The sequence below is a fragment of the Stenotrophomonas sp. STEN021 genome (assembly GCF_056760175.1).
In genome coordinates this window covers 39,243-50,639 of the sequence record NZ_JBRREH010000028.1, presented here as the reverse complement: position 1 = coordinate 50,639, position 11,397 = coordinate 39,243, and the positions used below count along the sequence as shown (strand labels likewise).

Here is an 11,397-nt window from a genome sequence, read left to right as displayed (position 1 = left end):
CCCCCCCCCTCCCCCCCAACCCATCCACACCCCCCCCCCCCCCCCCCCGGCCCCCCCCCCCCCCCCCCGCGCCCCCCCCCCCCCCCCCCCCCCCCCCCCCCCCGACACTTCAATACCCGCAGCTGCGCTGGCTGCGCATCGATGGCGATACGCAAGGCAGCTGGCGAAGGATTCCTGGCCGCCTGCAACGGCCGGCTGGCGAAGCCCAGCGTCTGCCCTGATTCAGCCGCCACCTGCAGCCGTCGCAAGGCTTTGTCCTCGGCCATCTGCGGCCAGCACAGCACGGCCCCGCAGCTACCCGAACGCAGGCATTGTTCAGTAGCCCACAGCGCATCGCGTTGATCCGCCGCCTGCACCACCTGCAGCTGGCGCAGGTCGATCCCCGCAGCCTGCCAGGCCGGTGCGTACGGAATATGCGGCGGTGCCACCAGCACCACGCGCTCACCGGCCTGGGTCAAGCGGGCCAGCGAGGGCCATAGCAGCTGCAACTCACCCACGCCTTCGGCCGGCAACAGAATCTCGCTCAGTGCGGACTCGGGCCAGCCACCGGTAGGCAGCGCCTCATCCAGCAAGGCATGGCCCGTCGGCTGACGGCTGGGCGGCAGCGGCGCAGGCCGGCCACGCCAGACCCGGCGTTCGTGCAGCAGGCTGTCGAGGGCAACAACCGCGCCCATCAGCCGCGCCGCACCAGTCCACAGAACACACCTTCGATGGCGAAATCCTGATCGTGCTGCACTTCAATCGGCGCATAAGCCGGGTTGCGCGGCAGCAAGCGCAGCCGGGTGCCGCTGCGCGAGAGCCGCTTGATGGTCAGCTCACCGTCCAATCGCGCCACCACCGTCTGCCCGTTGCGCGCATCGCTGCTGCGCCTGACCCCGACCAGATCGCCGTCGAAAATACCGTCGTCGATCATCGAATCGCCCTGCACCCGCAGCAGATAATCCGGATGGGCGGCAAACAGACGTTCATCCAGCGCCAGGGTATCGACCAGTTCGGCATCGGCGCCGATCGGCGTGCCCGCCGCGACCCGGCCAAGGATCGGCACCTGCAGCAGCTCCACACGCGGCGCCAGCCCCGCGGGGCGAATCCCACGCGCCTGCCCGGCAGCCACCTCGATCAGGCCAGCCTCACTCAAGGCCAACACATGTTTGCGCGCCGCCCCGCGCGATGCCAGCCCACAGGCAGCGGCAATCTCGGCCAACGAGGGTGCCTGTCCATGCCCATTCACCTGGTCACGGATATAGCGAAGGATGGCGGCACGGCGCGGGCTGAGGTCAGTCATGGAGTACATTTGTACTCCATCTGCACAAAGCTCGCCAGAGGCTGAGCGCCGCTATTCAGGTGAATACGAAAAACACAGCGCCGCTGCTATCTTTTGCGGCATATGGACCCTAAAACCTCCATAAAATCGCCTCCGTCCCTGCCGCAGGCATTGCGCAGCGTGCCGCTGCGTACGATTGCTCCGGTCACCACGCTGGCCTTGCTGTTCTTCGCGATTTGGCTGTGGTTTGACGACAGGCACCTTGCCGCCGCCGTCGGCGGTCTGTTATCAGCACTGGCCCTGCTGGCCAGTGCATTGATACATCGGCGCAAGCCGCAGTTGGAGATTGGCGGCGTACTACTGAGCCTGGCCACAGTCGGCGGCAGCCTCCTCTCGGTCTGGCAATTGGGCACCGACGCGCTGCCTTGGACCTACCTGACCTTGATGTCCAATTTCTTCATCGTCCGCAACCAGATCGCCACCCCGCTCAATCTGTTGTTGGTTGCAGGTCTGCTGCTCATGCCAAACGTGCTGCTTGGTCACCCTGCACACCTGCAGGCACTGACCGTGATCGTGCTGGTGTTCGGCTTTGGCTACCACTTCTCACGCCGCCTGCAAGGCGACCGCACCCGTCTGGAGATGCTGGCATCACTGGATGCACTGACCGGCGTACCCAACCGGCGTGCTTTGGAAAAATCATTGCAAGCGCATATCGACGGCGTGCGCCATGAACGCTTCCGGCAAGGTCTGGTGGTGATCGATATCGACAACTTCAAAGAAGTCAACGATCACTACGGCCATGGTGCCGGCGATACCGCCCTGTCCGACCTGGCCGCGATCCTGCGTTTTGAACTGCGTGCCAACGATCAGGTATTCCGGTTTGGTGGCGAGGAATTTGTGATTCTTGCCGATACCGGCAGTCATGAAGCGCTGGTCCGTTTTACCGAGCGCCTGCGCAAGGCGGTTTATGAATCGCTGCGTGGACCAGGCGGTCGTATCACCATCTCGGTAGGAGCGGCGATGTATGCCGGTGAGCAGCGTTGGCAGGACTGGTTCGCACGCGCCGATGCCGCGCTGTATGAAGCCAAGGGCAAGGGACGCAACAGCGTGGTGGTGGCGGAATAGCTTTGACTTTGGCTTCGCCCCCTCCCTTGCGCCGCAGGCGTAGGGGAGGGTTGGGGAGGGGTAGCTTTTGCTTTTGCTTTTGTTTCTGCAGTGCATGCAGCCGGCTTTCCCGCGAGCCAAAGCCAGAGCCCCCTCATCCGTGCTGCGCACCACATTCTCCCGCAAGCGGGAGAAGGGAGCGAAAGCAGCAGCTGTCAAAGCCGAAACAATGGCCAAAACAACTGCCCTCCTCCCCCAGCCCTCCCCTACGCCTGCGGCGCAAGGGAGAAAGTAAAAAAGGGCCGCTTGCGCGGCCCTTCCTGTACATCACCAAACAACGGCTTCGATCACGAACGCAGCGGGATCACGCGGATCTCGACGCGACGGTTCTGCGCGCGGCCGGCTTCGGTGCCGTTGTCGGCGATCGGGTAAGCCTTGCCGGCACCCAGGGTTTCGATGCGCTCGCGCTGCACGCCCTGTGCGGTCAGGTAAGCGGCAACCGCATCTGCACGCTCCTTGGAAATACGGTTGTTCACCGCATCGGTACCAATGCTGTCGGTGTGACCGACCACTTCGATCATGGTCTGGTTGTACTCGCTCAAGGTGCTGGCAACGCCATTGAGCGCACCATAGAACTGCGGCTTCAGCGTGGTCTTGTTGAAGTCGAAGGTGATGCCATCGGGCAGGCTCAAGGTGATGTTGTCACCCTCGCGCTGCACGTCGATACCGGTGTTGGCGGTGCGCTCACGCAGTGCGCGCTCCTGACGGTCCTGGTAGTTGCCAACCGCGGCACCACCCAGCGCGCCGATACCGGCGCCCACCATTGCGCGCTGGCGACGCTCGGTGGCATTGCCGCCGCTGAGCAGACCTGCGGCGACACCGATGGCCGAGCCGATCAACGCGCCCTTGCCGGTCTTGTTCTGCTGCTGGGTCTGATTGCCGTACTGGTCCTGCTGCACATACGAGCCACCGGTAGCACAGGCCGAGAGGACGGCTGCCGCCACCAAGCCAACGGAAAGATTACGAACAACAGTAAGGGTGGTCATCTGAGTCTCCTGATAGGCCGGACTGGCCGCGTCGATTTGCCGGGCAAGCATAAACATCGCGAAGCATTACCTGCATGAGCTCATACCCGCACCACGGGTATCCATTCATCTAACTGTCTTGCACGTTAAGCCAGTGTCAGCGACAACGCTGGTACGCGGCCAAGGCCGCATCGCGGCCCTGCGCAAGGTCCACCAAGGGCTGGACCGGGTAGCTTGGCGCATGCGCAGCCAACAGCTGCGGGAACTGCCATGGCGCGAACCGCGCCTTCAGCGGCAATGCTGCCAGCTCAGGGACCCAGCGGCTGATATAGCGCGCATTGGGATCAAATTTCTGCGCCTGCGTCACCGGGTTGAACACGCGGAAATACGGCGCAGCGTCCGCGCCGGTACCGGCGATCCACTGCCAGCCCATGCTGTTGTTGGCAAGATCGGCATCCACCAGTGTGTCCCAGAACCAGCGTGCGCCCTCTTTCCAGTGCATGCGCATGTGCTTGCACAGAAAACTGCCCACCAGCATCCGCACGCGGTTGTGCATGTAGCCAGTCGCCCACAGCTCGCGCATGCCCGCGTCGATGATGGGAATACCGGTACGGCCTTGCTGCCATGCTGCCAGCATCTCCGGCTGCGCCGGCTCCCAGGCAAAACCCTCGAAGCGCGGATTGAGATTGACGTCGCTGGTCTGCGGAAAATGATGCAGCAGATGCCAGGAGAACTCGCGCCACCCCAGCTGGCGGATATAGCCATCGATATCCGCATCACGGCCGGCGCTGCGCATGCCTTCCAGCGTATGGGCGATACGCCACGGTGCGATCTCGCCGAAATGCAGGTGTGGCGACAGCAGCGATGTGCCGGCACGGTCCGGCAAGTCGCGCTGCTCGCGGTAGCCATTGAGTGCGCCTTCGGCAAATACTTCCAGCGCTTCCTGTGCGCCCGCCTCGCCCGGCTGCCAGTGCTCCCAGAAGCCGGCATCCCAGCCCAACCGCGGCTGCAGGCGCAAGGCCTGCAACGGCAGACCCGGCAGTGTGACTGCACTCAAGCTCCGCGGTGCCTCGGACAAGGCAGGCAGCCGCCAGCGGGTCAGCGCGTTGCGCCAGAATGGGGTGAATACCTTGTACGGCCCGCCCTGCAACGTCGCCAATTCCCATGGCTCGAACAGCAGATACCCGTTGTGACTTTCCACCTGCAGTCCCTGCTCGCGCAGGCCACGCTTGATCGCTGCATCACGCGGCTGCGTGGCAGGTTCGTACTTGCGATTCCAGTAAATCGCCTCGGCGCCGCTTTCAGCAATCAACGCCTGCAGCTGCGCCATGCTGTCGCCATTGCGCAGCACCAAGACCGACCCGATGGCGCGCAACTGCGCGTCGAGCTGCTGCAGAGAGTGATACAACCAGGCGTCCGAGGCGGCTCCCGGCGCCCATGCGCCCTCTTCCTGCGGCGCATGGATGTAGACCGGCACTATCTGGTGACCAGCCTCGATCGCGGCCTGCAATGCCGGGTTGTCACGCAGCCGCAGATCACGGCGGAACCAGACAATGGCGATGGACATGCAGCAGCTCCGGCTTATTCGAACGAACCGACCGAATCGTGGCTCAGGTTGTCAAAGCGGGTGTACTCGCCGAAGAACTTCAATTTGCACGAACCGGTGGGACCACCACGGTGCTTGCCGATGATGATCTCGGCCAGGCCCTTGTCCGGCGAATTTTCCTTGTTGTAGTAATCGTCGCGGTAGATGAAGACGATCATGTCCGCATCCTGCTCGATAGCGCCGGATTCGCGAAGGTCGGCCATCACCGGGCGTTTGTCGGTACGGGTTTCCAGCGAGCGGTTGAGCTGCGACAGCGCAATCACCGGCACGTGCAGCTCCTTGGCCAGGCCCTTGAGCGAGCGCGAGATTTCCGAAATTTCGGTCGCGCGGTTCTCGCTGTTGCCCGGCACGCTCATCAGCTGCAGGTAGTCGATGACGATCAGGCCAAGGTCGTGTTCGCGCTTGAGGCGGCGGCACTTGGAACGCAGCACTTCCGGCGACACGCCCGGCGTATCGTCGATGAAGATCTTGGTTTCCTTCAGCATGCGGATGGCGCCGGTGACGCGGCTCCAGTCCTCGTCCTCAAGCTGGCCGGTACGCAGGCGCTGGGCGTTGATGCGGCCATTGGACGAGATCAAACGCATCGCCAGCTGCGATGCCGACATTTCCATCGAGAATACCGCCACGCCCTTCTTCGACTTGATCGCCGCGTATTCGGCGATGTTCAAGGCGAAGGTGGTCTTGCCCATGGCTGGACGCGCGGCCAGGATGATCAGGTCGGTGGGCTGCAGGCCCGCCGTCATCGCATCGAAATCGTTGTAACCGGTCGGCAGGCCGGTGATGTTGCCGCCGTTCTCGAAACGGTTGCGCAGCTCCTCGAACGCATCCTTCAATGCGCCCGGCATGGCCACGAAGTCGGTGCGACCGCGCGCGCCCTGTTCGGCGATTGCGAAGACCGACTTCTCGGCGGTCTGCAGCAGTTCGGCGCTGTCCCGGCCTTCGGGCTGGAAACCATCATTGACGATATCGGTGCCAACCTGGATCAACTGCCGCAGCACCGCCTTGTCGCGCACGATCTCGGCATAGGCGCTGATATTCGCCGCCGACGGCGTGGTGCTGGCCAGTTCGATCAGGTAGGCGCCATCGCCGACCATGTCCAGCTTGCCCTGCGACTCGAACCATTCACCAAGGGTCACCGCATCGAACGGACGATCGCGCTCGGACAGCTCGCGGATCGCGCGGTAGATCAGCTGGTGGTCGCGCCGGTAGAAGTCCTTGTCGGTCAGCGCCTCGTTGACCCGGTCATAGGCCTCGGGCGCCAGCATCAGGCCACCCAGCACGGCCTGCTCGGCTTCTACCGAATGAGGAGGCACGCGCAAGGCATCGATGCGCTGCTCGCTGCGATCAGAGCGGTCATTGCGGTCACCGCGGTCGCGGTCGGAACGGAAACCAGTACGGGCGGACATGAAAAGCGTTATTCCTGCAATAAGGCCGTGCGGCCATGGTAGGTGGGCATTGCCCACCGGGATACGTACAAGTCTGTGGATAACCTGTCCACAACCCAAGCCTGCATGGGCGTGGGGTTGGGCTGGCATACAGAAACAAGCACCCGACGCCATTGCAGCGCCGGGTGCGGATTATCGCATGAGCAGCATCTGCGCCGCCCTGCCGACGGTACCCTCAGGCCTGGTGCTGGCGCTCGATCCAGGCCAGGAACTTGTCGACAAAGCCCTGCAGGAACTGGCGTGTGCCCTCATTGCTGATGCTGCCGTCGGCTTCGATCAACCCGTCCTTGAAGTGCAGGAAGGCCTCCGGTTGCGGCATCACCGCCAGATCGACGAACACCAGCACATTGCGCAGGTGCTGCTGGGCCAGGGCACTGCCAATGGCACCGATCGAGGCGCCAACCACTGCCGCGGGTTTGCCGGCAAAGGCGTTGTCGCCGTAAGGGCGCGAGGCCGTGTCGATGGCATTCTTCAGCACACCGGGAATCGAGCGGTTGTATTCAGGGGTGACGAACAGCACCGCATCGGCGGCACGCACCTGGTTCTTCATGCGTGTGCCCTGCGCCGGGAACTGGCTATCGTGATCCTGGTTGTAGAGCGGGATATCGCCGATCTGGATGTAGTCAAATTTGACCCGATCCCCTGCCAGCTTCTCCAGCGCCAGTGCCAACCGCCGGTTGATGGATTCCTTGCGCAGACTACCGACGAAAACCGCGATCTTGTAATGACTCATGACAACCTCGCTCCGTAGGAAGGACTCAGGCTAGCCAGAATGGGCTTCGCAGCAGGTGAAGGCGAGCCTTGACGAACCACCAGCGCGGGGAATCCAACATCAAAGACGCAGACGACCGGTAAGCCCGCCGTAAGCCAGCCGCACCGTGTCGAAGCCGTACTTCGACTCCAGCCGCTTGATGATGAAATGCCCACGCGCCATGTCCTGGTAGTAGGCAGTGAACATGGTGTTCAAGGTAGCGCCAGCCACCGCGCCGATCACCGGCACTGCCTGCGCGACAAACTTCTCCGATACCACTACGCCAAAGCGCGCGGCGATCTTCTCCACGATCCTGGCCAGCCACTTGCCGGCTTCTTTCGGGCCCAGCCCGAGCAGCACCCCATGACTGCCGCTGACTGCGCTGCCTGCCAATTCGGCCGACAGGTGCCGCATCACCTCGGTGGTGAAACCTCGCGCGAGGTAATAACCGGTCTCACTGGCGTCGTCCTGGCCGGAATTGCCACCCAGTGCGAACACCTCCAGACAAGCCTGCCGGGTCGCCATTTCGTTCAGGTCGAAACCCTCACTGCGTGCGACATCGGCTACCGCGCGCATGATGATGGTGGTCGACAGCGGCAACTCGATCGCCAATGCCGGCAAGCCCCCCGCTCCGCCCAGCGCACCGGAAGCGGCCGCTGCCAGCTTGTGCAAACGCGGCGACGCCGGCTTGCCGGGTTGTTTGTTGTCCATCGTCCACAGCGCCGTCTGCGCTGCCTTGTACAAGGCAGCCTCGGTGACGCCCTGGATGCGCGAGGACACCGCCGTGGGCAGCTTGCGCACGGCGAACTCCAAGGGCCCACCGATCAGGTTGGCCATCTTGGCGGTAAGCGTCGGCGATTCCAGCAAACCCACCGCACGCTCCAGATCAGCCAGGTCCTGCGCGTTGTCGTGCAGACGAAGGGCAATCTCGTTCATTGCGTTCAGCCGGCTTCCGGCAAACCCGCCAGCACGCCCATGAACTGTCGGTAGTGCCGCAGCTCGGCAATGGAATCGTGCACATCACTGAGCGCGGTGTGGCTGGACGTCTTGCTCACCCCGGCAGCGACCGTCGGCGACCAGCGTTTGGACAACTCCTTGATGGTGGAGACGTCCAGGTTGCGGTAATGGAAGTACTTCTCCAGCCGCGGCATCTGCCGGTGCAGGAAGCGCCGATCCTGGCAGATCGAATTGCCGCACATCGGCGAAGCACCCGCCTTGATCCAATCCTGCAGGAAGGCAATGGTCCTGGCTTCGGCCTGGCCCAGCGTGGTGCTGCTGTCCAGCACCCGCTGCCACAGGCCAGAGCGCTGGTGCTGGTTGCGGTTCCACTCGTCCATCGCTTCCAGCGTGGCCAAGGAATGGTTGATGGCGTACTCAGGGCCTTCGGCCAACACGTTGAGCTGGCCGTCGGTGACGACGGTTGCAATCTCGATGATGGAATCGTTGTCCGTATCCAGACCGGTCATTTCCAGGTCTATCCAGATCAACCGATCATTGCCTGCGCTGTTGTCCGCCATGTGCCGCCTCGTGCTTGGGGCCGCCAGTCAAAACACCGGCCGACCAGAATATCGAAGCGCACATGATACCCCCGCCAAAGGTGGGAGCTATGTCAAAGATCGCCGGGAGTGAGCAGCGGGCGACCACGCTTGGCCCGGAAATAATTGGTCAGGCGCAGGCTGGCCTCCTGTGCCAGTACCCCGCCCTGCACCTGCACACGATGGTTGTGGCGCGGGTCGGTGAGCAGATCGAACACGCTGCCACAGGCACCGGTCTTGGGATCGGTCGCAGCGAACACTACCCGCGCGATACGCGCATGCACCAACGCCATCGCGCACATCGCGCAGGGCTCCAGGGTCACGTACAGGGTACTGCCGATCAGACGGTGGTTGCCAAGGGCCTTGCCGGCCTGGCGCATCGCCACGATTTCGGCATGCGCACTTGGATCGTGGCTGGCGATATTGAGGTTCCAGCCCTCACCCAACAGCGCGCCATCGGCGCCTACCAGCACTGCTCCAACCGGGATTTCATCGAACTCACGCTGCGCGCGATCGGCCAGCGCCAGCGCCTGGCGCATCCAATGTTCGTCGCTGAGGGCTGGATCAATCTGGGGCATGCAGGGAATACAAGGATGGAAGCGGCGCAAGGGTAACGCAGATGACTGTCGGCTGCCGCCTTCTGCTCCGCCCCCCAAAGCCAGCTGAAGCCGTGATGCTTTTTACAACAGCCCAAAAGGTGGCGCCCGCGCAAGGCATCTATCCGTGGGAGCGGCGTAAGCCGCGAAGGTGACCTCGTTCGACCCTTGCCGCCAGTGACATCTCATGACCCGCTTGCTTCGCGGTTTACACCGCTCCCACAAAAATCCAATGCCCGCGGCCCGGCATCAGATCCCGCGCACCACAAATGCATGAACGAACCACATTGCGACCAATCACCGCCTGGCCACATCCTCCGAACAAGCAACCTGACTCTACGGAGCCACAACATTCTCGCGTTGCTGTACCGAAACCCGGTTCCTGCCGCCGCGCTTGGATGCGTACAGCATCTCATCGGCAGCCTTCAGCACCGCTCCGATCTCGAAACTGCTCTGCGGCCAGTTGGCAACACCCAGCGAAATCGTGATTGCGCCGACCTTGGCGATCTTCATCTCCTCCACTGCTACCCGCAGACGTTCGGCTACCTGCGTCGCCGTTGCCGTGGTAGTCGAAGGCAGCAGGATCAGGAACTCCTCGCCTCCGACACGCAGCGGCACATCATAGGCACGACAGGCTTCACGCATGCGCTGGGCAAGCTGTTGCAAGGCAGCATCGCCAACGTCATGTCCGTGGCTGTCGTTGATCTTCTTGAAGTGATCGATATCGATCGAGATGACCGAGAACGTATTGCCCTGGCTCTCGAAGTTCGCCAGCGCTTCATCCAGCCGACGCCGGTTGCCCAACTTGGTCAGCGGATCGGTGGTGGTGTCCTCACGCAGCTTGCTGAAGCTCTTGTGGATAGCATCAACACCGATCAACAAGGCCTTCTTGAGTTCGCGTGACTCGAAGTACCACGACTTCACCGAGCGGATATCCTTGGCAGAGGACGGATCTTCCATGTTGCGCGCGCCATCGGCCAACAGACGCAGTGGACGCGAGATCAAGCGCGCGCTCCACAGCACCAGGATCAAGGTCAGGATCGTCGCCGGCAGCGCCCTGTACAGGGTGCTCTGCATCAGCTGGGTCAAGGGCGCAAGCGTGACCTCTTCGGGGCGCTGGGCGACGATGCCCCAGCCAGTCGAGGCTACGGGTGCATAGCCAGCCAGCATTTTCACGCCCTGTGAGTTGACCGTATGGCCTTTGCCCGCCTGGCCGGCCGCGACGCGGTCGACCACAACGTTTTTTTCCACGAAATCACCGATCCGGTCCGGATTGGGGTGATAGATGATGCGTTTCTGCTTGTCGACCACGAACAGGTAGGAACCGTCGACATAGAAATGCTGGCCGAGCAGGCGGTCGAGAATGTTCTCTTTCTGCAGGTAGATCGCGCCACCGACCGCACCCAGATAGCGGCCAGATGTGGACACAATCGGGTGATTGATGAAGACGATGAAATTACCTGTGGCCGACTGGTATGGGGCGCTGATCAGCGGTCGCTTCTCGCGCAGAGCGGTCTTCACCGCTTCGCTGTTGAGCACCCGCCCCTGCAGACCCATGGTTTCAGGCGAGGTCGCCAACACCATACCGCTGGCATCGAAGATGGTGATGGAGTTGAAGCTCTTGCTCATCATGCGCAGGCGCGCTGCTTCCTCTCCCAGCTGGGAGACATCATCCATTTTCATCGCCAGCAGCTGGGCGGTGTAGGCAAGCTGCAGCTGTGATGCCTGCAGGAAGTCCTCGGTGCTCTTGGCCAGCTTGTTGGCGTAGGCGTAGTTGCCGTCCAGCGTGGTATCCATCAGCTGCTGACGCTGCACCGTGTATCCGGCATAGAACGTATTGGCGAACGGCACCAGTGCTCCGATCAACGTGAGCACCAAAATCAGTTTTCGTAAATCCATGGATCCCAACGCGGACGCTTGAAGGTGATACCGCGGCAGACCCACGCATGCCCGGGCGCGCGGCTCCCCCAAGCCGTGTTCATGTTACCAGCGGAACTGTCGCGACCGAGCAATACCGGTGTCACTTCAGCCCGGCTGCCGGGCTGAAACGTTCCCCTGCGCACAGAAAAGCCGC

The 11,397-nt window shown here is 62.7% G+C and carries 10 protein-coding genes and 1 pseudogene; 1 reads left to right on the top strand and 10 read right to left on the bottom strand.

Annotation, left to right across the window (positions count from 1 at the left end; genetic code table 11):
* Nucleotides 1–95 precede the first annotated feature (95 nt).
* Together imuA and lexA are read right to left on the bottom strand one after the other, a co-directional pair.
* Nucleotides 96–674: pseudogene (imuA, locus tag ACVOL0_RS08245) on the bottom strand (translesion DNA synthesis-associated protein ImuA); the annotation flags it as partial.
* The gene (lexA, locus tag ACVOL0_RS08240) at nt 674–1,282 is read right to left on the bottom strand and encodes a transcriptional repressor LexA (protein WP_481548668.1); all 609 of its coding nucleotides are present in this window, start codon (nt 1,280–1,282) and stop codon (nt 674–676) included. The pseudogene imuA and the gene lexA, both read right to left, overlap by 1 nt.
* A 159-nt stretch (nt 1,283–1,441) precedes the next feature.
* Here lexA and ACVOL0_RS08235 point away from each other — a divergent pair, with 159 nt between their 5' ends.
* Entirely contained in the window at nt 1,442–2,386 is a 945-nt protein-coding gene (locus ACVOL0_RS08235; protein ID WP_481548667.1) for a GGDEF domain-containing protein, read from the top strand.
* 326 nt (nt 2,387–2,712) lie between these two features.
* Here the strand turns inward: ACVOL0_RS08235 and ACVOL0_RS08230 are convergent, their stop codons facing one another.
* The 8 genes from ACVOL0_RS08230 to ACVOL0_RS08195 all read right to left on the bottom strand — a co-directional run bounded on the left by ACVOL0_RS08230 (nt 2,713) and on the right by ACVOL0_RS08195 (nt 11,198).
* Nucleotides 2,713–3,411, bottom strand: a complete 699-nt coding sequence (locus ACVOL0_RS08230; protein WP_481548666.1) for a YiaD family glycine zipper/OmpA-like lipoprotein — start codon at nt 3,409–3,411, stop codon at nt 2,713–2,715.
* Between the two features lie 136 nt (nt 3,412–3,547).
* A complete protein-coding gene (locus ACVOL0_RS08225) occupies nt 3,548–4,957 on the bottom strand; it encodes a cryptochrome/photolyase family protein (RefSeq protein ID WP_481548665.1) in 1,410 nt (469 codons plus the stop codon).
* A gap of 14 nt (nt 4,958–4,971) precedes the next feature.
* Nucleotides 4,972–6,402, bottom strand: a complete 1,431-nt coding sequence (locus tag ACVOL0_RS08220; RefSeq protein ID WP_481548664.1) for a replicative DNA helicase — start codon at nt 6,400–6,402, stop codon at nt 4,972–4,974.
* Between the two features lie 214 nt (nt 6,403–6,616).
* A complete protein-coding gene (locus ACVOL0_RS08215; protein WP_481548663.1) occupies nt 6,617–7,174 on the bottom strand; it encodes an NADPH-dependent FMN reductase in 558 nt (185 codons plus the stop codon).
* 99 nt (nt 7,175–7,273) lie between these two features.
* Nucleotides 7,274–8,128: an EcsC family protein gene (locus ACVOL0_RS08210; protein WP_481514749.1), complete on the bottom strand. Its 855-nt coding sequence runs from the start codon at nt 8,126–8,128 to the stop codon at nt 7,274–7,276.
* Nucleotides 8,129–8,133: 5 nt separating this feature from the next.
* Nucleotides 8,134–8,709, bottom strand: a complete 576-nt coding sequence (gene orn, locus ACVOL0_RS08205; RefSeq protein WP_481548662.1) for an oligoribonuclease — start codon at nt 8,707–8,709, stop codon at nt 8,134–8,136.
* Between the two features lie 92 nt (nt 8,710–8,801).
* The gene (tadA, locus tag ACVOL0_RS08200; protein ID WP_481548661.1) at nt 8,802–9,305 is read right to left on the bottom strand and encodes a tRNA adenosine(34) deaminase TadA; all 504 of its coding nucleotides are present in this window, start codon (nt 9,303–9,305) and stop codon (nt 8,802–8,804) included.
* A 354-nt stretch (nt 9,306–9,659) separates the two neighbouring features.
* Nucleotides 9,660–11,198: a sensor domain-containing diguanylate cyclase gene (locus tag ACVOL0_RS08195; protein ID WP_481548660.1), complete on the bottom strand. Its 1,539-nt coding sequence runs from the start codon at nt 11,196–11,198 to the stop codon at nt 9,660–9,662.
* Nucleotides 11,199–11,397: the final 199 nt, after the last annotated feature.

What these genes read in the sequence shown, in the direction of transcription:
- lexA (WP_481548668.1), bottom strand. Translation starts at nt 1,282, where the DNA reads ATGACTGACCTCAGCCCGCGCCGTGCCGCCATCCTTCGCTATATCCGT.
- ACVOL0_RS08230 (WP_481548666.1), bottom strand. Translation starts at nt 3,411, where the DNA reads ATGACCACCCTTACTGTTGTTCGTAATCTTTCCGTTGGCTTGGTGGCG.
- ACVOL0_RS08225 (WP_481548665.1), bottom strand. Translation starts at nt 4,957, where the DNA reads ATGTCCATCGCCATTGTCTGGTTCCGCCGTGATCTGCGGCTGCGTGAC.
- ACVOL0_RS08220 (WP_481548664.1), bottom strand. Translation starts at nt 6,402, where the DNA reads ATGTCCGCCCGTACTGGTTTCCGTTCCGACCGCGACCGCGGTGACCGC.
- ACVOL0_RS08215 (WP_481548663.1), bottom strand. Translation starts at nt 7,174, where the DNA reads ATGAGTCATTACAAGATCGCGGTTTTCGTCGGTAGTCTGCGCAAGGAA.
- ACVOL0_RS08210 (WP_481514749.1), bottom strand. Translation starts at nt 8,128, where the DNA reads ATGAACGAGATTGCCCTTCGTCTGCACGACAACGCGCAGGACCTGGCT.
- orn (WP_481548662.1), bottom strand. Translation starts at nt 8,709, where the DNA reads ATGGCGGACAACAGCGCAGGCAATGATCGGTTGATCTGGATAGACCTG.
- tadA (WP_481548661.1), bottom strand. Translation starts at nt 9,305, where the DNA reads ATGCCCCAGATTGATCCAGCCCTCAGCGACGAACATTGGATGCGCCAG.